Here is a 21,931-nt window from a genome sequence, read left to right as displayed (position 1 = left end):
CATCACATTAGTGAGTAAGATCCCTGAAAGATGATCAGGTTGATAGGTCAGAGGTGGAAGCGCGGTGACGTGTGGAGCTGACTGATACTAATCGATCGAGGACTTAACCTAACAATAAGCGAATACTTAGTGAATTGAATTGTGAATCGTTATCTAGTTTTGAAGGAATATAAAAGTAAAAAAACACTTGAAATATTCTTGTCATATAGTATAATAATTTTTGTCACAAATGTCTGGTGATGAAGGCGAAGAGGTCACACCCGTTCCCATGCCGAACACGGAAGTTAAGCTCTTCAGCGCCGATGGTAGTTGGGGGTTTCCCCCTGTGAGAGTAGGACGTTGCCAGGCTTTGATTATTCCGCAGTAGCTCAGTGGTAGAGCTATCGGCTGTTAACCGATCGGTCGCAGGTTCGAGTCCTGCCTGCGGAGCCATTTTGGAGAGCTGTCCGAGTGGCCGAAGGAGCACGATTGGAAATCGTGTATACGCTAACCGCGTATCAAGGGTTCAAATCCCTTGCTCTCCGCCACAATTTCTATTTAACATAAGGCCCATTGGTCAAGCGGTTAAGACACCGCCCTTTCACGGCGGTAACACGGGTTCGAATCCCGTATGGGTCACCATTTAAAACGGAGGATTAGCTCAGCTGGGAGAGCACCTGCCTTACAAGCAGGGGGTCGGCGGTTCGATCCCGTCATCCTCCACCATATATATTATCGCGGGGTGGAGCAGTCTGGTAGCTCGTCGGGCTCATAACCCGAAGGTCGCAGGTTCAAATCCTGTCCCCGCAACCAATTTAAGTTGACGACGCTACGTCGATTATTCTTCATAGCGAGACAACATAGTAGTGCTGTAAAGTGCAACCAAATAATGGTCCGGTAGTTCAGTTGGTTAGAATGCCTGCCTGTCACGCAGGAGGTCGCGGGTTCGAGTCCCGTCCGGACCGCCATTATTTTTAAAAAGTTTTACTCATATATTATGTATAGAGTAAGAGGGTTTCAATAAGCGAGAAGGTCGAAGAAGTGACTGAGCGAACACCGCAGCGTATGACTATACGTGAGGATGTGAGCGATGGAGCTGATGAAGAGATTCGAAGCTTAGTGGAAGCCGAAAACTATATTGGCTCGGTAGCTCAGTTGGTAGAGCAATGGACTGAAAATCCATGTGTCGGCGGTTCGATTCCGTCCCGAGCCACCTTTTATTGTGGTAAATAATACGCCGGTGTAGCTCAATTGGTAGAGCAACTGACTTGTAATCAGTAGGTTGGGGGTTCAAGTCCTCTCGCCGGCACTCTCTAAATCTGGAGGGGTAGCGAAGTGGCTAAACGCGGCGGACTGTAAATCCGCTCCTTAGGGTTCGGCAGTTCGAATCTGCCCCCCTCCACCATTTATTTTATAATTAAACCTACATTTAGGGGCATAGTTTAACGGTAGAATAGAGGTCTCCAAAACCTTTGGTGTGGGTTCGATTCCTACTGCCCCTGCCAATTTTAAATATAGTGGCGATTGTGGCGAAGTGGTTAACGCATCGGATTGTGGTTCCGACATTCGTGGGTTCGATTCCCATCAGTCGCCCCATTTATATAGCTAAGTAACTAGGATACATTAGATCAGTTGATCTTCAATTATAGATCCAATAAAGCACTTGGTTGTCGACGATATTTCGCATTATTTCCTGTTAGAAATAACACAAAATATCCTCTTGCGATGAGATTTCATGAAGAAGATTCGAAGAAGCTTATTCTGAAGATTATTCAATGGGCTATAGCCAAGCGGTAAGGCATCGCACTTTGACTGCGACATGCGTTGGTTCGAATCCAGCTAGCCCAGCCATTTTTTTAACACATTTTTAGTTCTATTGCATAGGCTAAATCATATAAATAAGTAAGATCGCGGAAGTAGTTCAGTGGTAGAACACCACCTTGCCAAGGTGGGGGTCGCGGGTTCGAATCCCGTCTTCCGCTCCATTTAAAATGGCGGCATAGCCAAGTGGTAAGGCAGAGGTCTGCAAAACCTTTATCACCGGTTCAAATCCGGTTGCCGCCTCCATTTTAACACCCTTGCCGGGGTGGCGGAACTGGCAGACGCACAGGACTTAAAATCCTGCGGTAGGTGACTACCGTACCGGTTCGATTCCGGTCCTCGGCACCATTTGTACTTAATCCTTTGCCAGTGTGGCGGAATTGGCAGACGCGCACGACTCAAAATCGTGTTCCTTCGGGAGTGTCGGTTCGACCCCGACCACTGGTATCTAAAAATGAAATAAACCGTTAAGGTCAATACTTTGAGCAATCAGAGTATTGACCTTTTTTGTGCTTTATAAAGAAAATGTTAATCCTCACTTTTCGCCCCTATCTTATTTTTCCAAGCAAAGTAATTCCATACATCCTAAATTAACATCATTTTCAAAACCTTAATAAAACTTTACTGTCCTTTAAGATTGGATTAACAGACGAATGCTACGATTGAAGTATTCGAAAGGGGGAACCGATTCATGTATTTATTGCACGTGAAGAAAGTGTTACTTCTTTTATTGTTTGCCTTATTTATTGTAGGTGGTTCTGTTTATGCTGCTACTTCGATCAATCATGATTCAAGTGATTTGCTTCAAGTGCAGTTATTAAGTGTGAATGATTTACATGGTCACCTTGATACATATGATCAATTCAATGGAAAAAAGGTTGGAGGCGCAGACTATTTGGCTGCTTATCTAAACAAATATCGCCAACAACATGAACATACTCTTCTTATTCATGCTGGTGATATGGTTGGGGGCAGTCCTCCTATCTCCTCTCTTCTTCAAGATGAACCAACAATGGAGTATTTAGATCTCCTACAGTTTGATGTAGGAACAATAGGGAACCATGAGCTAGATGAGGGGGTCGATGAAATGAAACGACTTCTATTTGGAGGCTTTCATCCAATCACTGGCTACTTCCAAGGATCAAAAACCCCCTATATATCTGCTAATATCATCGATAAAAAAACAAATAGTCATGTGTTTCCACCATATTTGATTAAAGAAATTGACGGGATTAATATTGGCTTTATTGGTGTTGTCACAACCGATACAAATTTATATATTCTCCCTGAACATCGTGATTCGATAAAAATTACCGACGAAGTAACAGCAATCAATAAAGCAGCTGATGAGTTGAAAAAACAAGGAGTTAAGTCGATCGTTGTTCTTGGTCATATATCTTCCAAGTCAAATCTTGATGGTACCCAACCGGATGAGGACTTTGTTAAAATGGCTCCTGATATTGACGACGAAGTAGATATTCTTTTTGGGGCACATAACCATCAATACACAAATACAGTTGTAGACAATAAGCTGATTGTGCAAGCCTACTCATATGGAAAAGCATTCTCACAGGTCAAAATAGGTATCGATAAAAAATCAAAAAACATCATTCATAAAAAAGCAGAAATAATTCTTACTGATCACGAACTAGTCAATCCAGACGCGGATGCAATCGAACTTATTCATAAATACAAGGAAAAAACAGATACCTATGTAAATCAAGTTGTTGGCACAATACCTGATGAGTTCTCAAAAAAGAAAAACAAAGATGGATTTTCTCCATTAGGAAACATGATCGCAGATTCATACAAAGCAATTATGAACACAGACTTTGCTTTTGTTCATCAAGGAGGGGTGAGGGCGAGCCTTAACAAAGGGGCTGTAAGAATGAAAGATCTCCTAACCATATTACCTTTTGGACACAAACTCGTAACCACCGCCTTAACTGGAGATCAAATAAAAAAAGCTCTTGAACAGCAATGGAGAGTTAATGAAAAGGAAAATATATTACAAATCTCGGGTTTTTCTTATACGTATGACAATCAGGCAGCAATTGGAGATAGAATAAAATCGTTGAAAGAAACAAACGGAAAAATTATTGAATCTGATAAAACTTATACTGTCGCTATAACTAATTACTTGTCCTCTGGTGGAGATGGATTTACGTTGTTTGAAGAAGGAACAGCGATAGGAGAAGGGCCATTAGATGTGGAGGCATTTGCTGAGTTTATAAAGGCGCAAAGAACTACAAAATAGAATTCTATAAAAATACGATAAAAGAGAAGAAACCTTGGTATATTAGGGTTTCTTCGTCTTCTAAAAAGAGTATTTTTATAGAGTCTTATAGCTATGATTCAGGACTACGAACTTTTTTCAGATGGAATCGCCTGATAAATTGAATCATAGGTCTTATTAAGAATAGTGCACTTCCCACGATAAACATCCAAATAGCATATGTTTCTAATGGTTTCCAAAGAAAGAGCACACTACCAATTAAAAAACAGAGGGCTATAAAAATATCATTAAGGTTATAAAAGAATTCATAACGTTCATTAATAGTAATTTCATGCTGACCAATTTGTACGTCAATGTAATTAGGCTCATTATCCACTTTAAATTGTCTCACACTTTCATCTCCTTTGTAAGATTTATTCCCAGTGTGAATAGCATAAAAACATTTTGGTGTTTACTTAAGTTTCTTATACAACAGGTGTACAAGTTTCAAATAATTTGTGCGTATAATATCTATTAATCTAACTATATCTGAGTAGTTAAAACGCCTGATAACCTGGAGATGAGGCATTTTTTTATTAGATCAGGAACAAACGATAAGTGTTATAAACACTTGTTGCGGATTGAAGCACTAGACACTATTCATATCTCTTTCTTCCGCAAACGGGCCAGATTGTGAAATAACCATTATAAGTAAATAGAATATTTATGCTGGATTAATTGTGAGGAATTTTATTTAAGATAACGGGCTATAACCCAATATATGCAACAATCAAAATAAAACTATATATAAGTTCTAAGTGTTTTAGTGTGTTAAATGATGTACTAGTTTTTACTGTAAATTAAATAGTCTTTTGTTGGTAGGGAAAAACAGACCAAGTGTAATAACTGGGTCTGTTTTTATACTATCAGATCTGTTTTTGAGTAATATAAGTTTTTACGGATGGTGGTTCATATGTATTAAATCTATCAAGTATGCCTTTTGGTTCACTATCAACTAATGCCATATTAAGGTACTTTTCATGTAAAAACTGTTCCTCTGACATATGATTAAATAATGAGATAAGAGGATCATAATAGTGATTAACATTTAAGAGACCACATGGTTTTTGATGAAGTCCTAATTGAGCCCACGTAAAAATCTCAAAGAACTCTTCTAAAGTTCCGGGTCCACCAGGCAAAACGATAAATCCATCTGCCAGATCTGCCATTTTCGCTTTTCTCTCATGCATAGAATCTACAATGATCAACTCTGACAAGTTTTTATGAGCTATCTCTCTATTATCGAGAAAACTTGGCATAATACCAATTACATATCCTCCTTCTTCTAAAACTGAATCTGCAACAGCGCCCATAATTCCAACACTTGCTCCACCATAAACAAGTGCAATATTTCGTTTAGCTAGTTCTTTACCAAGTTTTTTTGCACCTTCTATATAGACATCCGAAGCTCCTTTACTTGATCCACAAAATACGGCTAACTTTTTCAATATATATCCCCTCCTAAATGATCACCATTAAATATTATATAAAACTTTCATTTTTTTGTTAAACTTAGAGTATTGAATTGGAGGTTAGGTGAAATGAATGTCATTGAGTTTCAACAATGGGTAAAAGATTATTATGAAAATAGGGGCTGGTCAGAGTTAGACATTTTTATTCGTATTGGCTTTTTAGCAGAAGAAACTGGCGAAGTTGCACGAGCTATAAGAGCCCTTGAGATAGGTAGGGATAGGCCTGATGAAGTTAAGGGATCTTATGAGGAAAATAAACAAGAGTTAACTGAAGAATTAGGAGATGTATTAGGTAATTTAATTGTAATTGCAAACAAGTACAATATCCCTTTAGAAGAAGTGTTTCACTCACATAAAAAGAAACTGTCAAAACGTTATTCTAATGATTAGACTAAACCTTATTCAGCAATCTAAGCGCCATTCTTGAATAAGGATGTCGCTCTTTTTCATTTAAATGGCCATATTGTTGATCATCAACTTAAAGATTGTGAAGAATGCAGGATATCTTAAAAAGATACACAATAGTATAGGTGACTAGAAGGATGTTTATTTAATGAAATATGCTTGGTTAATAACCGAGTAAAATACTAAAACTAACCTGATAGGTAATTTAACCTGGAATAATAATGGGGTGATATTATGAGTAAAGCTAAAGGAAAAGGTGGAACAGGGAGAGGAACAGACAAGAAGGGTTGGAATCGTTGGCAAGCTAGTGCAAACAAAAAAAAGAGTGCAAAACCTTATATAAGTAAAGGTACAAAAAAAACGAATGTTGAAAATGACTCCACAAGAAATAGTTAAAGTCGCTTTTCCGAAAGTAGGATTGTTTTTTCTTATTCAAGTAACGGAGCAGATTAGCTTAACAGGAATTTATCTCTTTTGACTTCAAGTTTTTTTATTGATGTATTATAAAAGAAAGTCTATTTAATACGTTAAAGGAGATAAATTACAATGAAAATTGATACAAATTTAATATTAGAAGGAAATACAATTACTCTTGTTCCTCTTGAGATGAAATATAAGGAACAAGTATATGAAGCTATAAAAAGCCCTGATGTATGGAAATATACTTGGAGGGAAGTTAACACATTTGAAGATGTAGAACAAATTTTATCGATAGCTGTACAAAGCAAAAATGAAGGCAAGCAATTACCTTTTATAATAAAGGATAAATTGTCAGGTGAAGTAATAGGGACAACTCGTATTGGTGACATAGATACAGCAAATAGAAATGTTGAAATAGGATGGACTTGGCTTTCTCCATCAGTTTGGAGATCAAAGGTGAACACAGAATGTAAATTTTTATTACTTCAATATTGTTTTGAAGAACTGAAGGTACTACGTGTTCAATTTTCGATTAGTGGAGAAAATGTACGCTCTCAAAAAGGAGTTGAACGAATAGGTGCAGTAGAAGAAGGAATATTTCGTAAACATAGAATTAAGGCAGATGGGACTATTCACGACAATATATTTTACAGTATTGTAGATACCGAATGGATTGATTTTTGTTTTAATAAAATGATTTCTAAAAGGGGACGTCCTTATAAGCGACCAATTAAATCATTCCAGTATTATTGATGGCTGCCGCCTATCAAAAGCTGACACCGTTATCTATAAACATGTCGTTCTGGATAATCTTGAAGAAAAGTTGAAAGAGACAGCATCTTACAAGCGTTGATTTATTGTAACAGATGGAGTATTCAGGACGGTACGATTGTACCTTTGGATAAAATCATGGCACTTGCAAAAAGCTATCAAGCCTGTGTGATTGTTGAAGATGCATATGGTACAGGAGTTTTAGGCGATAACGGCAGGGGGACAAGCGAGTATTTCGGGGGAATGCCTGATGTGGTCATTGGAACATTAAGCAAAGAAATTGGATCAGAAGGAGGTTTTGTCGTTGGTCATAAACTTTAATTTATTTTCTTGTCAATTACGCCCGAACGTTGATTTTTCAAACAGCGATACCACCTGCCAATTGTGCGGCTGCTTATACCGCCTTGGGAATTATTGAGCAAAGCAAAGAAAAGCGCCAACAGCTTATATCACATGTCTTACAAATTAAGAATGTTAAAGAAATGGGCTTTTTAGTAAAGGGAGCTGATACACCCATTATTCCAGTTATTGTTGGCGATACGCAAAAAGACTGCAATATTTGCAAAAAAGCTGCAGGAAAAAGGAATATTTGCACCTGCTATCCGTCCACCAACTGAAGCATTTGGTGAAAGTTGTATTCGGTTAACAGTCACTACAGAACATTGTAAGAATGAAATTAATTATTTGCTGGAGACATTTAATTTAGTAGGAAAAGAGTTGAATATGATTAAATGAAGGGTTTCTTTGTTACAGGAACAGAACGTGATCCTTTTTTCATAGAAGTGCATGAAGGGCAGAATCTTTTTAAAAAGATCTCTACCCAATTGGAGGTACCTTAACTATAGGGAAGTAGAGGAGTTACATCGTTTATTTTTCCATTAGATGATGTCTTTCTCTATAAGATTTCGGAGTAACACCAGTCACTTTTTTAAAGACTTTAGTAAAATAACTTTGATCATTGAAATTTAACATTGTACATATTACAGAAATTGGTGTTTTACTATGAATAAGTAACTTCTTTGCCTCTTCAATTTTTGTTTGCTGGATATATTCACTAACTGTTATTCCAACTTCTTTTTTAAACAACACGGATAGATACTTGGGGCTAAGCTCTGCTTTATTGGCTATATCATTGTGGCTTATGTCGTCATATATATGCTTGTAAATATAATCCTTGCAGGTGGTTATCGTTTTTGAATAGCGTTCATTTTTTGCCTGTTGCACTTTTACCGCAAATGTATAGAGAACCTCTTTTGCTAATTCTCTAGTTTCATCTATTGTATTGACTTCTTCTACCTGTTGGATAAAACGGTCATGTAAACTAAAGGCTATTTCATCATGCAACCCGCCTTCTATAGAAGCTCTGGATACTAAAGTAATAAGCGTTATAATATGGTTTTTATTAGAACGGATAAAACTGTTTTTTGATAAAAGACTTGCAACTTCTTCTTCTTTTATATTTGGAAGATTTTTTAACTCCTCCACTCTTCCTTCCTTAATGATTTCTAACATTTTCTTTTCAAATAATCTTTCATGAGAAGTACTTGATTGTAAATTCTCAGAAACAACTATGTCCACTTTTCCTATTTTTTCATTAGGCTCCGTTACTTCTCCATTTTTCTCCCACACAGTATCTGTAGAAAGTAATACTTGATTAAGCATAAGAAAGGCCATAGTGCTGATGTTTAATAGTTTGTCGTGTTTAATAATTGGAACAGACTTATAATATTGGACAACTTTTTCACGTAAAAAAAATGCTCGGGAATCATTGATTATTCCATTTACTCTATCTTCTGATAACGGATAGGAAAGTGAAGGACCAATTAATACTGTACCAACAAAATCATGGTTATTGAAGACACTTATTAATACGTATTTTTCTGAAAAGATCGATTTCTTAATTAAAGGGAAATTGTATTTCTTACTAGCGTAAAAATTTAATTGGGTAAATAGGTTTTGTTTTTGATTTTCATATAAGGGATTAATTAATTGATTATTGGAGGATTCATGTATGATCTTCCCACTTGGAGCAATATAAAAAACACGTAAACCAAACGTCTTTGAAATGAGATCGCATATTTTTTTTGTTGTTTCGATGGGAGAGTCCATGATCTGACTCCTTTCATTATTGATTCTTTTAAGATATTGTACAAAAAAAAATACTTAAATACCATAAAAATTTATTTTCCAGTGATATGATTTGTTTGTAGTAAACGACCTTAATGTAAAATGACAAGGCTTTCAATTGGCTGTAAGACTTGAATTATTAAATGCTGGTTCTATTAAAGATCAATCTGGAGAAAAAAGAAAGGATGAATTTATATGAAAAAATTTCCTGATAATTTTATGATTGGAGCTGCAACGGCAGCACATCAAGTAGAAGGTAATAATATAAATAGTGATTTTTGGGCAATGGAGCATGTTCCTAACTCGATGTATAAAGAGCCATCATTAGATGCTGTAGATCATTATCACAGATATAAAGAAGATATTCAGTTATTACTAAATTCAGGATGTAACACTTATAGATTTTCAATTGAATGGGCACGAATCGAACCAATCAAAGGCAATTTCGAGAAAAAAGAAATCGAACATTACAGAGAGGTACTTGAATTCTGTCATCAAAATAACGTAACACCTATTGTTACACTTCATCATTTTTCATCACCTAAATGGTTGATTACTGAAGGTGGATGGGAAAGTGAAACAACTATTGAATACTTCGGGAAGTATTGCCAGTATGTTATTTCAGAATTAGGTCATTTAATTCCTTACGTCTGTACAATTAATGAAGCCAATATGGGTAAACAAATAACCAAGATTATGAAAAGAATGATGAATTCAAATGGAGACAAGGGAAAGAAAAAAGATAAAAAAGCAGATGTTCAGGTTGGTCTAAATGTTGGAATGGAAGATAGAATGAAAAACTATTTTCTAGAATTGGGAGAGGTATTTGGAATTGACCCTAGAAACGTACAATCGTTTCTATCTCCAAGGACTGAAAATGGTGAACTTATCATTATGAAATGCCATGAAAAAGCAAGAAGTGTAATCAAAGAGATTAACCAGGAAATTCAAGTTGGAATTACATTTTCACTTTATGACCATCAAGCCTTGCCAGGAGGCGAAAAGTTTGTAGAAAAAGAACAGTATGAAGATTTTCTTGTATATCTACCGTTTCTTCAAGAGGATGATTTTTTAGGAGTTCAGAATTATTCACGTAAAATTCACGGACCAAATGGAGTTGTTCTTCTAGGTGAAGAAACAAGATTAACAAAAATGGGATATGAGTATTATCCAGAGGCACTTGGAAATGTATTAAACTTCGTTTCTCAACATTGGAAAAAACCAATTATTGTTACAGAGAATGGCCTTTCCACTGACAACGATGAGGAAAGAGTTGAGTTTATCAAACGTGCACTAAGTGGTGTGTATCAATCACTAGAAAATGGGATTCCAGTAATTGGTTACACATATTGGTCTTTACTAGACAATTTTGAATGGCAATTGGGGTATGACCAAACCTTCGGATTAATTGCTGTTGATCGTTCTACTCAAACCAGACTTCCAAAAGAAAGCTTAGCAGTTTTAGGAGATATTAATAAGAATGGACTCTAATTAACTAAATCTTTAGTTATTAAAATAATATGAATCTATCTAGAGGTGACATAAAAATGAAAGTATCTGACAAAGTTCTTGTCGTTACAGGTGCTGGAGGCGGGATAGGTCGTGAGTTAGTTCTTAACCTCCTGTCAAAGGGTGCAAGTGTTGCAGCTGTTGATATAAGTAAGGAAGCATTAGAGGAAACTGTCAAACAATCGGGAGATAAAAATGGAAAGCTTTCTACACATATTGTGAATTTAACAGAGCGGGATGCTGTGGAGGCACTTCCAGAGCAAGTAATTGCTTATCATGGGAAAGTAGATGGAATTATTAATAACGCGGGCATTATTCATTCATTTGTGAGTGTCAACGAACTAGAATATGAAAAAATTAAAATGGTAATGGATATTAATTTTTATGGGACGCTATTTATGGTAAAGACATTTCTCCCGTATCTTTTAAAAAGACCAATTGCACATATTACAAATATATCAAGTATGGGAGGGTTTTTACCTGTTCCTGGCCAAACAATTTATGGTGCATCAAAGGCTGCTGTAAAGCTTTTAACAGAGGGGCTACGTGCTGAACTTAAAGACACAAATGTGAAGGTAACGGTTGTTTTTCCAGGTGGAGTAAGTACAAATATTATGAAAAACTCCGGTTTAGAGAATGCAGATAATAAAGAGATGAGTCAAGAAGATGTATCGAAATTATTAACACCTAGTAAAGCTGCAGAAATTATTGTAAATGGAATTGAAAATGATAAGGACCGGGTTTTGGCTGGTAAGGACTCTCAAGCGATGGATAAGCTTTATCGTTTAAGCCCGAGAAGAGCATCAGATCTAATTGCTGAGAAGATGAAGGATTTAGTCTAAATCAATCTAAGTTCTCTCAATCCTTATTGTCAGTAAATTGTAAACTAGTAATCTTATCAAATAATTCTTCACTCTATTAATAGGTAAGCTTGGAGGTACGGAAATGAGAAAAATAATCAATTTAAATGAGATGTGGAGATTCTCAAAGCAAGACGAAAAAAGGGCAAAAGAAATTACCTTTAACGATCATGAATGGGAACAGTTGTCATTGCCACATACATGGAACGCAATCGACGGAGCAAATGGTAATGAATATTATCGGGGTGCATGTTGGTACCGCAAAGTTGTTAATTTACCAGAATTAGATCAAAATAATCGGGTTTTTATAGAGTTTCAGGGAGCAAATAGTATTGCAGATGTTTATTTAAACGGAAAGCATTTAGGTCAGCATCGCGGTGGGTATTCTTCGTTTCGATTTGATTTAACTGATCATTTCGAGTTTGGAAAACCGAATGTATTGGCTGTAAAAGTAGACAATTCAGACATTGAAGATGTCTATCCGCTAAGAGCTGATTTCACCTTCTTTGGTGGAATTTACCGAGATGTTAATTTAATTGTTGTAAATCCAGTGCACATCGATCTATTAGATCAAGGTTCTACAGGTGTTTATGTCGTACAAGAAGAAGTAACCGATAAATTAGCGAAATTAAGGTTGAATACACGAATTACTAATGATTTACAAGAAGACAGTAAGGTTAGATTATGGATTGACCTATTAGATCAAACAGGCAATTTAGTTAGTAATTGTGGGGCTGAGGTCAACCTTAATGCGGGTGAAACAAAGCCTGTTGATTTAGCTATGAGAATTAATGAGCCAAATTTATGGAATGGTATAGAAAATGCATATTTGTATGAGGCACGTATCTCTTTACAGCGTTTTAATGATACGGTCGACGAGATTATAGTTCCTTTCGGTGTTCGTTATTTTCATGTTGATCCAAATCATGGACTCTTTTTAAACGGCAAGAATGTTCGGTTAAATGGTGTAGCTCGACATCAAGATCGAAAAGATATGGGGTGGGCTATTACTCATAAAGAGCATGAGGAAGATATGGCATTGATAAAGGAGATTGGGGCAACTTCCATTCGCCTTGCACATTATCAACATGACCAATATTTCTATGATCTATGTGATCGTGAAGGAATGGTTGTTTGGGCAGAAATACCATTTATTACTCAAATGTCACTAACTGATTTAACAGGTGAGAATGCTAAGTCGCAAATGGTGGAATTAATTCGTCAGAACTTCAATCACCCATCCATTCTTTTTTGGGGAATACAAAATGAGATTCAAATTGGCAGCAAAAACGAAGAAAAGGTTCGTCAAGTTGTTCGTGAATTAAACGAATTATCAAAACAAGAGGATCCAACTCGATTAACTACAATGGCAAATATGTTTATAGTTGACGAGAAGGATGAATATAACTACATGACCGATGTTATAGGCTATAACAAGTATTATGGTTGGTATAATGGGAAAGCAGAAGACTTCGCTCCATGGCTTGACAGCTTTCATGAAACAAACCCAAATACTAGTTTATGTATTTCAGAGTACGGTGCTGAAGGGATTATCGAGTATCACAGTGATGAACCTAAGGTTAAAGATTACACTGAGGAATATCATGCACTCTATCATGAAAAAACGTGGAAAATATTTAAAGAACGTCCTTATCTTTGGGCAACATATGTATGGAACATGTTTGATTTCGGTGCAAATGTCCGAGATGAGGGTGGAGTAAAAGGACGTAATAATAAAGGACTTGTTACCTATGACAGAAAAGTGAAAAAAGATGCCTTCTTTATGTATAAAGCACATTGGTCAAATGAACCATTTGTTCATATTGCAGGGAAGCGTTATGTAGAACGTGCAAGTGAAACAACAGATTTGAAAGTATATACCAATTGTGAGCAAGTTACTTTAATGATTAATGGTGAAGAAATCGAGACTCTATCTGGAATAGATAAGATTATAGTTTTCAAAGGTGTGGATTTAAGTGAAGGGCGAAACCATATCGAGGTACTAGCTCAGGATGGAAACAATTCATTCTCAGACCAAGCTTGGATTGAAAAGGTTGCGACTGAGAATCCTTGCTATTCTGCACCTGTGGAAGATAAGGGTGAAATGGTTGCCAACTGGTTTGACTTGCCTGAGTATGACGACGATGAGCCAATAGAAAAAGTAGAAATACCTGATGGTGTTTATTCATCACGCGACACCTTACATGATTTAATGGCCAATGACGAAACAAAAGAAATTGTTATAAAAATACTAGGTGATCTTACAAAAATTCCAATGTATGGAATGATGGAAGGTTTCAAGTTAGATGCTCTAGCATCAATGGATAATGATAGCACTCTATTTAATGAAAAAGTAATAAATCGACTAAACCGTGACTTAGTAAAAGTTACAAAGTAGAGAATCAAAAGGTGTCTCCTTTAAATAGAGACACCTTTTGTAATATAGAAAAGCAACTAGCTAAATTGAAAAATCCTTTTGGTTAACTTCTAAGGAAGGTATTAAGCTCTATCACACCAATTACTTATACTATAAAAACTCGATAGGTTAGTGAAAAAAACACAAAAAAAAGAACGGAAATACCATAAAGGGACATCGGGAAATGATACTATTAAATTGTTGTAATCGCTTTATTTTCTAATAGCACTTTTATTTAAAGATGTACTTATCCTGTTACTAGCATTGTTAAAAAGCGATCCTTTTGAATGCTAAAAACTCTAAAGAAAAAATAATTTTGGTTAAACAAATCTATTTTAAATTGAAATTTTTATAGATAGTAGGGAGGAATTAACTTGAATCAAAAAATAAAGAAATTATTAAATAATGAAGGAAATAATTATATTTTACCATTTTTCTGGTTACATGGCGAGGAAGAGTCAGTATTACGAGAGTATATGGAGGCAATTCAATCAGCTGGAATAGGAGCTGTTTGTGTGGAAAGTAGACCACATCCTGATTATTGTGGACCGCAATGGTGGCGTGATATGGACATCATCTTGGATGAGGCGAAAAAGCGTAATATGAAAGTTTGGATCTTAGATGATAGTCACTTTCCTACAGGATTTGCTAATGGGGCTTTAGAAGATGCACCTGCTGAATTATGTAGACAATTTCTTTATTATTCTTCAATTGAGGTAATAGGACCAGCAAAATCAGCACAGTTAAATGTTGCTAAACATGTTAAATATGTTAAAAATCCTTTTGAAACTAGTATGTTTTCTATGCGTGCTAAAAAAGAGAGAAGACAGTTTGATGATGATACACTGCTTAGTGTTTGTGCAGCACGTATTGACCAAGACTTTGATGCATCGACTTTAATTGATATTACAGAATTAGTTAAGGATGGAGAACTTGTTTGGGACGTTCCAGAAGGTAAGTGGATCATATATGTAAACTATCTTACACGAAATGCAGGAAGTCGTGACAATTATATCAATATGCTTAACCATAAAAGTGCAAGAAAGCAAATTGAAGCGGTATATGAGCCTCACCTTGAACGTTATAAAGAAGAGTTTGGAAAAACAATTGCTGGTTTCTTTTCTGATGAACCTGAGCTTGGTAATGGAAAGATGAATGCAAATCAGCCAATTGGTACAGACACAGATCTTCCATGGAGTGAAGAGGTAGAAGTGCAAATGAAGGAACGTTTAGGAGCTAATTGGAAAACAAAGTTACCTTTACTTTGGGAAGATGCCAGAAATACTGATCAAACAGCAGAAGTTCGTTATGTTTACATGGATATTATTACAAGATTGGTTGAAGAGAATTTTTCTAAGCAAATTGGTAACTGGTGTGAAGAACATGGAGTGGAGTACATTGGGCATTTAATCGAGGATAATAACATGCATGCAAGAACAGGCCCAAGTTTAGGACATTTCTTCCGTGGATTATCTGGACAACATATGTCAGGAATAGATGATATTGGTGGGCAAGTAATGCCAGGCGGTGAGATCTATCCAAAGAAAACGATTATTGGTGATCGAGATGGAGAATTCTTTCATTATATGCTTGGAAAACTCGGTAGTTCCTTTGCAGCCATTGATCCGATAAAGAAAGGTCGCACTATGTGTGAAATATTTGGTGCATATGGTTGGGGTGAAGGTGTTCGAATGATGAAATATCTAGTGGATCATTTCCTAGTGAGAGGTGTGAATCATTATGTTCCTCACGCTTTTTCTGCGAAGCCTTACCCTGATCCAGACTGCCCGCCACATTTTTATGCTAACGGTCATGACCCACAGTTCCGACACTTTGGTGCACTGATGAGATACTTAAATCGTATGTGTGCTTTAATTAGTGACGGAAAACGAGTGACTTCTACTGCTATACTTTATCATGCTGAAGCAGAATGGGCTGGGGAATATATGCTAAATCAGAAGCCAGCACACGTATTGATGGATAATCAAATTGATTTTGATATCTTACCGTCTGATGTTTTTACTGAGCTAGACAGATTCAAGACAAAAATAGGCAAGCATTTGCATGTCAATAATCAAGAATATAAGTCTTTAATTATACCTTATTCACAATATGTCACTGAAAGTACAGCTAAAGCAGTAATTGAACTTAATAAAGCAGGGCATCAAGTTCTTTTCATCAATAATTTGCCTAGTGGAATTGTAGATGGAGATAATACGTTACTTGAAGAATTATCTAGTTGTAAGGTGGTTACTTTAGAGACTCTAGTTTCTGCTATAAAAGAGAATGCTGCAAAAGAAATTTCTGTAGAGCCTGCTTTTTCTATGCTGCGCTATCTACATTATCGTGAAGAAAGTGATTTATATCTCTTCACTAACGAGAATATGGCAGAGACATTTGTCGGAACTATCACTGTGCCAAATACAGGCCCTGTATACGGTTATGATGTTTGGAATAATGAATTATATGAAGTACGTGCAGACCACAATGAAGAAGGAACAGTGCTTAGTTTGGAAATTCCGCCATCTCAAAGTGTGGTCGTAGTATTTGATAAATCTGAGGAGATAGAAGTTAAGTCACCTGTTTCTTTTGATCAGGAAATTACTCTTGAGGATGGATGGACAATGAGTTTTGCCACTTCAATAGAGTATCCTAATTTTCATGATACACAGGAAGTTTCTAGCTTAGAGAATATAGGATTGAAGTATCCCGAGTTTTCAGGTTTTATCCGATATGAGAATGAGGTTGAAACTCCTTTGACAAAACAAGCATCTTTAAGGATTGATGATGCGTTTGAAGGGGTAGAGGTCTTCATAAATGATGAGTCAGTTGGAATTCAAATAGCTCCACCATTTGTCTTTGATATAAGTAAGCAACTAAGAGAGGGTAAAAATAAGGTTCGTATTGAGGTCGCTACAACGCTTGAGCGTGAACAACATTTTAGACCGCTTGAGCCTGGTAACTTCTTTGCGGCATTTGCTAAAGCTCCAATGCTTCAACCTACTGGAATTGTAGGGGATGTTAAAATATTGGTTCAAAAATAATGAATTTCAAGTGATGGAGATCGGCTTCTAATATGAAGCCGATTTAGTTTTATCCTTAATGCCTGGTGTTTAAGTGAACAATCTAGTAAAGGATAATTTGGAGTTAAGGGCGGGGTCTCTCCTTTAACATTCGAGCTGAAAGATTTCAATTATATAAAAATTGCAATACTTAGTCATATATACTCATTATTATGAAATACCTCCTTTTCCATTTTAGTGCAAATTAAGGGTTGGACATAAATATAGAAATACGTAAATAGGATGAAAATATTGTGTTTATTCACCAAAAACAAGACTAAAATACCATAACAAATAAAATGTAAGTGCTAACATTAAAAGTGAGTTACGGGGGTGAGATAAATAATTCCTAAGGTATTTCAATTTATCTTCTTGTGTAATTTCTAAAGCATTTATAAGTCTTTAATTTCCAAAGAATGAAAGCGTATTATTCTTGTGTATAGGGAGGGAAAGGTATGTCGCAAAATCAAAAAAGGAAAATTGCGAAAGAACAAAAAGCTATTCAAAAAGCTGAACGTGAGAAAAAATATCGACGTGCGAAGGCCTGGCAAATGGCTTTATATCCGATTGGTGGATTTGGTCATAATGCATTTATGTTTTTAATGACTCTAGTTTCATATTATGCTGCAGGAATTGTTGGATTGGGTACGGTCATTGCTTCAATCGTTATTACTGGTTCAAGAGTGTTCGATGCTATTACCGATCCGATTATTGGATTAGTTATAGATAAAACAAAAGGGAAATACGGTAAGGTTAGACCAGTTATTCTTATTGCATATGTTTTAATGTCTATTTCGACCTTACTGATGTTCTTCACAAACCATTTAGTTCCTGAGGGATTTAAGCTTATTTATTTTATTCTTTTATATATGGTTTTCATTATTGGATATACATTGTCACAAGCCGGATTGAATGTCGGAAATACAATTCTTACAAATGATCCAGAACAAAGACCATTATTTGGTGGACTTACGATGATATATACGATGGCTTTCTATACAGCTGCGACAGTATATCTATCGTTTTATTTAACAGGAAAATATGGTGGTTATAGTAATGTAGGATTATTCCATGAATTTACTATCTTTACTGTAATTATCGCAGGTATCTCATATGGTCTTGCCATTATAGCTATTTCTTCTAAGGATCGTATTGAAAATTTTGGTACAGGTGATGATTCAGTAACTATTAAGCTGAAAGATTTATGGCCGCTACTTAAGGGAAATAGACCACTTCAAATGTTTATTATAGCTGCAAGTACAGATAAATTGAGTATGCAAATTGCTGGTAATCAGATTGTGAATGTCATGCTATTTGGAATTGTACTTGGGAATTATACGATGATGGGGACAACACAAGCAATAGCGCTAATCCCTAATATTTTAGTCCTCCTTTTTGGTATTCGCTTTTCAATGAAATTCGGATCGAAAAAAGGATATGTTATAGCAACTTGGGCCTGTCTATTCAGCTATGGACTTCTATTTTTACTGCTATGGCTTGGGGATCCAACACAAATTCGTATGGATAACATGGGCTTTATGACAATTAGTTTTTTACTTTTATATTTAGTTGGAGGAGCCGTTCGTTATGTAGCCTCTGGGTTAGTCCTTCCGATGTTAGCAGATGTTATTGATTACAACACGTATAAAACAGATCGCTTTGCAGCGGGTGTAATTTCAACTGTTTATTCATTTATTGATAAAGGAGTTTCTTCTCTTCAGCAAACATTGGTTGGCTTGATGCTTGCCCTTATTGGGTTTAAAGCAGCATTCCCTGATGTAGAAACACCGTATACTGAAGGGATTTTTTGGGTAACTATGTTTTTGTCGATTGGAGTCATGTTAATCGCATGGATCATCTCGTTAATTGCAATGAAGTTCTATGAATTAGATAGAGATCGAATGATTGAAATTCAGGAAGAAATTGAAGCAAGACGTCAAGCGATCCTGAACAAAGATACCAATACACATCAAGAGAGAATTTTAAAATAAAAGTAGGCTCAAAAGTTAGAAGGAGGATTTTTAGAATGACTGATTTTTCAAGTGTAAAGGATAAAGTTGCTATTATAACAGGTGCTGCTGATGGATTAGGAGAGGCAATTGCGCAATGTTATGCAGAAAACGGAATGAAAATTGTTATTTCGGATGTAAATGTGGATAAGGGTAATAAAGTAGTTGAACAAATTAAATCCACAGGTGGAGAAGCGATTTTTGTTAGAGCTGATGTAAGTAAAGAGGAAGATGTAAAGAATATGATCAATGTTGCCGTCGAAACCTACGGCCGTCTAGATGGTCTTGTTAATAATGCTGGTATTGCAGCTCCTAATAGACCGACACATGAATATTCTGTAGATGAATTTGATAAAGTAACATCTGTTGATTTAAAGGGTGTATTCTTGGGGATGAAGTTTGGAATTGAAGCTATACTTAAGTCAAAATCAACAGGAGGTTTTATTATCAATATTGCCTCATTAGCTGGTTTACTAGGTAATAATTCAATGGGACTTTATACTTCATCTAAGCATGGAGTTGTTGGGTTAACCAAGAGTGCAGCACTAGATTATGCACCACATAATATTACGGTTAATGCTATCTGTCCGGGAACATTTAGAACCTCCATTTGGGGAGAGGCTCCTGAAGAACTTGTTCAACAATATGCAAAAATGTTATCCCCAAATGAAAGATTGGGTGATCCTAAAGAAATTGGTCACCTAGCTTTATTTTTAGCTTCTGATCTAGCTCGTTACATCAGTGGAGCAGCAATATCTATTGATGCTGGCTCTAGTGCAGGAAAATTAACACCTGCAAAATGGTCTAATCCAGAGATTTTAGACTGAAAATTTCGGTCACAATGAAAGTAACTTCCTAGATTTAAGGAAGTTATTTTCATTTTTTTATAATATTTCAGAAGTGTAAAATACAAAAAAAAACACTAAAGTACAATATAAGATAGCCACAACAGGATAAAATTAGCTAAATCCAAGTTTAATTGGTCACTATATCCTTCAAATCATAAAGATTATAAAATATTCATACTTCATACCTTTTTAGTTAGTAAAATAGCTCATCATCATTTCAATCCTCTTAGTTAAGTATACTTCCGGCCATTCTTAAAAAGTAATTAACTCTTTATGAAAATCATTTGAAACTTTGTTTTAAAGTTAAAATTCGTAACATCACCTCTGATAGTAATATCAACCATAGGGTCGTAGGAAAAAATTTAAGTATTTTTATTAAATTTCATTTAGGAGATAAATATATGGAAACTCCAGAAACAATGTCGATAAAATCTATTAATAACAGAGAAATTGATGATGAGCAAAGACTTACATTTCGTGAGAAACTTGCAGGCACCCTTGCAGGTTTTAACGGAACTATTCACTCTCAAATGATAGCTGTTTTCCTGCTTTTCTTCTATACAGATGTAATGGAAGTGAGTTTAGCATATGTAGCAGGCCTAATTTTAGTTGCACGGATTATCGGTGCAATATCTGCGCCGATATTTGGTATAATCGTAGATCGAACAAGTACTCCATGGGGTAAGTTTGTTCCTTGGTACTTGATATTAGGTGTCCCAATTGCAATATTCGGATGGTTAACTTTTACAGATTTTAATTTAAGTCCAAGGGCAGAATTAGTATACATTACTGTTACATTTGTCATTTATAGTATTTTGGTTGCAAGCTTGCAAGCACCAGCAGCAGCGGTAGGTCCCGCTATTACAAAAAGAATTGATGATAGAATTTCAATGGGACAAATCGGATACTTTCTTGTTATGTTGGCAGCAATATTTATTTCAACGGGAGTTCAGCCTTTATATAAGGTGTTTGGTGGAGGAAATGACGCGCAAGGTTTCTCTATCTTAATGGGGTTAATAGGTATTTTATGTGTATCTCTTTCCCTTTTTCAAGTCACATCACTAAAAGAAAAATACGTGGTAAATCTTAATAAGAAAGAAGATAGGCCTTCCATTAAAGTGTTGCTTAAAGCTGTTTTTACTAATAAAGCGGCTATTATTGTATACATTTATGTTTTTTCGATTAATATGGCAAATGGTATTAGGTCAGCAGTTATGATTCACTACTTTAAATATTATTTTAATTTTGAGAGTCTTATGGTTTTATTTGGAATCGTTAGTTTAGTGCCTACTATTCTAGGAGTAATGTTAAGCTCGAAGGTAACGAAACGAATTGGTCTAAAGATGAATGTACTAGCATGTGCAATTGTAAGTGTTATATCAATGGCGTCTGTCATGTTCATTCCTAATACAACATTCGGCATTGTCATGTTTCTAGTAACAAGTGTGATCGCTAGCTTATTTTTAGGGTTTGCGAGTCCCGCTCAAGGCGCAATGTTACCAGCTGCCATGGATTATACAGAATGGAAGTCCGGAATTAATGTCAATGGATTTATGGGTTCATTGCAAGGGTTTATGCAAACACTTTCTACAGCTCTTGCTGGTTCAATAGCAGCTACTGGGCTTGCGTTTGTTGGATATGTACCTGGGATTGAACAGAGTGATGAAACAATCTTCGGATTGAAAATGTTAATGGGATTGCTCCCGTCTATTGTGATTGCATTTACAGTATGTGTTGCTTTCTTTGATTTAACAGAGGAAAAGCAAGCAAAAATATCAAAAGAACTTGCTGAGAGAAGAAGGCAGGGTGCTTCTAACAATTAATAAAAGCTTCAATTCCTAATTATGGGATTGAAGCTTTTTTATTACAAAAAAGCAAAATAGAGAAAATTAATAAGAAATTAGAAATAATGCGTTTACAAAGCAAATGTTATCGCATTCATACAGGATGTTATCGT

General features: G+C 35.8%; 14 protein-coding genes, 16 tRNA genes, 1 rRNA gene and 1 pseudogene. 29 read left to right on the top strand and 3 right to left on the bottom strand.

Translation table 11 applies throughout. The features are described from left to right. The first annotated feature begins 232 nt into the window (after positions 1-232). The 18 genes from rrf to BK577_RS23655 all read left to right on the top strand — a co-directional run bounded on the left by rrf (position 233) and on the right by BK577_RS23655 (position 4,057). Positions 233-348 (top strand): 5S ribosomal RNA (gene rrf / locus BK577_RS23740). A 9-nt stretch (positions 349-357) separates the two neighbouring features. Beyond that, positions 358-432: transfer RNA gene (locus BK577_RS23735), tRNA-Asn, on the top strand. A gap of 4 nt (positions 433-436) precedes the next feature. Then, positions 437-527 (top strand) — tRNA-Ser (locus BK577_RS23730). Between the two features lie 19 nt (positions 528-546). Next, positions 547-621 (top strand) — tRNA-Glu (locus BK577_RS23725). 8 nt (positions 622-629) lie between these two features. After that, a tRNA-Val gene (locus BK577_RS23720) sits at positions 630-705 on the top strand. 10 nt (positions 706-715) lie between these two features. Beyond that, positions 716-792, top strand: a tRNA-Met gene (locus BK577_RS23715). A gap of 78 nt (positions 793-870) precedes the next feature. Beyond that, a tRNA-Asp gene (locus BK577_RS23710) sits at positions 871-947 on the top strand. Between the two features lie 172 nt (positions 948-1,119). Continuing rightward, positions 1,120-1,192: transfer RNA gene (locus BK577_RS23705), tRNA-Phe, on the top strand. Positions 1,193-1,215: 23 nt separating this feature from the next. Next, a tRNA-Thr gene (locus tag BK577_RS23700) sits at positions 1,216-1,288 on the top strand. Positions 1,289-1,300: 12 nt separating this feature from the next. Then, positions 1,301-1,384 (top strand) — tRNA-Tyr (locus BK577_RS23695). 26 nt (positions 1,385-1,410) lie between these two features. After that, a tRNA-Trp gene (locus tag BK577_RS23690) sits at positions 1,411-1,484 on the top strand. Between the two features lie 15 nt (positions 1,485-1,499). Beyond that, a tRNA-His gene (locus BK577_RS23685) sits at positions 1,500-1,575 on the top strand. A 180-nt stretch (positions 1,576-1,755) separates the two neighbouring features. Next, a tRNA-Gln gene (locus tag BK577_RS23680) sits at positions 1,756-1,830 on the top strand. A 59-nt stretch (positions 1,831-1,889) separates the two neighbouring features. Continuing rightward, positions 1,890-1,964 (top strand) — tRNA-Gly (locus BK577_RS23675). An 8-nt stretch (positions 1,965-1,972) separates the two neighbouring features. Then, positions 1,973-2,046: transfer RNA gene (locus tag BK577_RS23670), tRNA-Cys, on the top strand. 13 nt (positions 2,047-2,059) lie between these two features. Further along, a tRNA-Leu gene (locus BK577_RS23665) sits at positions 2,060-2,148 on the top strand. 17 nt (positions 2,149-2,165) lie between these two features. Further along, positions 2,166-2,247: transfer RNA gene (locus BK577_RS23660), tRNA-Leu, on the top strand. A 244-nt stretch (positions 2,248-2,491) separates the two neighbouring features. Continuing rightward, positions 2,492-4,057: a bifunctional metallophosphatase/5'-nucleotidase gene (locus tag BK577_RS23655; RefSeq protein ID WP_078435153.1), complete on the top strand. Its 1,566-nt coding sequence runs from the start codon at positions 2,492-2,494 to the stop codon at positions 4,055-4,057. 91 nt (positions 4,058-4,148) lie between these two features. On the opposite strand, the gene BK577_RS23650 is transcribed toward BK577_RS23655, so the two are convergent. Continuing rightward, a complete protein-coding gene (locus tag BK577_RS23650; RefSeq protein ID WP_169908455.1) occupies positions 4,149-4,427 on the bottom strand; it encodes a YrhK family protein in 279 nt (92 codons plus the stop codon). A 514-nt stretch (positions 4,428-4,941) separates the two neighbouring features. Beyond that, entirely contained in the window at positions 4,942-5,523 is a 582-nt protein-coding gene (locus tag BK577_RS23645) for an LOG family protein (protein WP_078435151.1), read from the bottom strand. A gap of 93 nt (positions 5,524-5,616) precedes the next feature. On the opposite strand from BK577_RS23645, the gene BK577_RS23640 reads away from it, so the two are divergent. The 4 genes and pseudogenes from BK577_RS23640 to BK577_RS25820 form a co-directional block, all read left to right on the top strand. Further along, positions 5,617-5,937: a MazG nucleotide pyrophosphohydrolase domain-containing protein gene (locus BK577_RS23640; RefSeq protein WP_078435150.1), complete on the top strand. Its 321-nt coding sequence runs from the start codon at positions 5,617-5,619 to the stop codon at positions 5,935-5,937. A gap of 249 nt (positions 5,938-6,186) precedes the next feature. Continuing rightward, entirely contained in the window at positions 6,187-6,348 is a 162-nt protein-coding gene (locus BK577_RS23635; RefSeq protein WP_078435149.1) for a DUF3934 domain-containing protein, read from the top strand. Positions 6,349-6,498: 150 nt separating this feature from the next. Next, a complete protein-coding gene (locus tag BK577_RS23630; protein WP_078435148.1) occupies positions 6,499-7,125 on the top strand; it encodes a GNAT family N-acetyltransferase in 627 nt (208 codons plus the stop codon). Beyond that, positions 7,076-7,878: pseudogene (locus BK577_RS25820) on the top strand (aminotransferase class I/II-fold pyridoxal phosphate-dependent enzyme); the annotation flags it as partial. The gene BK577_RS23630 and the pseudogene BK577_RS25820, both read left to right, overlap by 50 nt. A 132-nt stretch (positions 7,879-8,010) precedes the next feature. Here BK577_RS25820 and BK577_RS23615 read toward each other — a convergent pair. Continuing rightward, entirely contained in the window at positions 8,011-9,252 is a 1,242-nt protein-coding gene (locus BK577_RS23615; RefSeq protein ID WP_051475569.1) for a helix-turn-helix domain-containing protein, read from the bottom strand. Between the two features lie 213 nt (positions 9,253-9,465). Here BK577_RS23615 and BK577_RS23610 point away from each other — a divergent pair, with 213 nt between their 5' ends. The 7 genes from BK577_RS23610 (at position 9,466) to BK577_RS23580 (ending at position 21,797) form a co-directional block, all read left to right on the top strand. Further along, complete coding sequence (locus tag BK577_RS23610; RefSeq protein WP_026560652.1) at positions 9,466-10,761, top strand: glycoside hydrolase family 1 protein; 1,296 nt, start codon at positions 9,466-9,468, stop codon at positions 10,759-10,761. Between the two features lie 56 nt (positions 10,762-10,817). Then, positions 10,818-11,621, top strand: a complete 804-nt coding sequence (locus BK577_RS23605; protein ID WP_026560653.1) for an SDR family NAD(P)-dependent oxidoreductase — start codon at positions 10,818-10,820, stop codon at positions 11,619-11,621. A 103-nt stretch (positions 11,622-11,724) separates the two neighbouring features. After that, complete coding sequence (locus BK577_RS23600) at positions 11,725-14,037, top strand: glycoside hydrolase family 2 protein (protein WP_026560654.1); 2,313 nt, start codon at positions 11,725-11,727, stop codon at positions 14,035-14,037. Between the two features lie 392 nt (positions 14,038-14,429). Beyond that, a complete protein-coding gene (locus BK577_RS23595) occupies positions 14,430-17,099 on the top strand; it encodes a glycosyl hydrolase (protein ID WP_026560655.1) in 2,670 nt (889 codons plus the stop codon). 473 nt (positions 17,100-17,572) lie between these two features. Next, positions 17,573-19,108 carry an MFS transporter gene (locus BK577_RS23590; protein WP_051475570.1) on the top strand — a complete coding sequence of 512 codons (1,536 nt, stop codon included), beginning with the start codon at positions 17,573-17,575 and terminating at the stop codon, positions 19,106-19,108. Positions 19,109-19,143: 35 nt separating this feature from the next. Beyond that, the gene (locus tag BK577_RS23585) at positions 19,144-19,953 is read left to right on the top strand and encodes an SDR family NAD(P)-dependent oxidoreductase (RefSeq protein ID WP_034332462.1); all 810 of its coding nucleotides are present in this window, start codon (positions 19,144-19,146) and stop codon (positions 19,951-19,953) included. A 422-nt stretch (positions 19,954-20,375) separates the two neighbouring features. Continuing rightward, positions 20,376-21,797, top strand: coding sequence for an MFS transporter (locus tag BK577_RS23580; protein ID WP_034332464.1), 1,422 nt, complete (start codon positions 20,376-20,378; stop codon positions 21,795-21,797). Positions 21,798-21,931: the final 134 nt, after the last annotated feature.

Source organism: Metabacillus halosaccharovorans (assembly GCF_002019635.1).
GTDB lineage: Bacteria > Bacillota > Bacilli > Bacillales > Bacillaceae > Metabacillus > Metabacillus halosaccharovorans.
Note: the sequence above shows the minus strand (reverse complement) of the source record. Positions and strands in the feature narration are given on the sequence as shown.

Bases quoted from the DNA above. Each gene is read 5' to 3' on its own strand.
- BK577_RS23635 (WP_078435149.1), top strand. From the start codon at position 6,187: ATGAGTAAAGCTAAAGGAAAAGGTGGAACAGGGAGAGGAACAGACAAG.
- BK577_RS23580 (WP_034332464.1), top strand. From the start codon at position 20,376: ATGGAAACTCCAGAAACAATGTCGATAAAATCTATTAATAACAGAGAA.
- BK577_RS23600 (WP_026560654.1), top strand. From the start codon at position 11,725: ATGAGAAAAATAATCAATTTAAATGAGATGTGGAGATTCTCAAAGCAA.
- BK577_RS23640 (WP_078435150.1), top strand. From the start codon at position 5,617: ATGAATGTCATTGAGTTTCAACAATGGGTAAAAGATTATTATGAAAAT.
- BK577_RS23630 (WP_078435148.1), top strand. From the start codon at position 6,499: ATGAAAATTGATACAAATTTAATATTAGAAGGAAATACAATTACTCTT.
- BK577_RS23615 (WP_051475569.1), bottom strand. From the start codon at position 9,252: ATGGACTCTCCCATCGAAACAACAAAAAAAATATGCGATCTCATTTCA.
- BK577_RS23605 (WP_026560653.1), top strand. From the start codon at position 10,818: ATGAAAGTATCTGACAAAGTTCTTGTCGTTACAGGTGCTGGAGGCGGG.
- BK577_RS23655 (WP_078435153.1), top strand. From the start codon at position 2,492: ATGTATTTATTGCACGTGAAGAAAGTGTTACTTCTTTTATTGTTTGCC.
- BK577_RS23590 (WP_051475570.1), top strand. From the start codon at position 17,573: ATGTCGCAAAATCAAAAAAGGAAAATTGCGAAAGAACAAAAAGCTATT.
- BK577_RS23585 (WP_034332462.1), top strand. From the start codon at position 19,144: ATGACTGATTTTTCAAGTGTAAAGGATAAAGTTGCTATTATAACAGGT.
- BK577_RS23610 (WP_026560652.1), top strand. From the start codon at position 9,466: ATGAAAAAATTTCCTGATAATTTTATGATTGGAGCTGCAACGGCAGCA.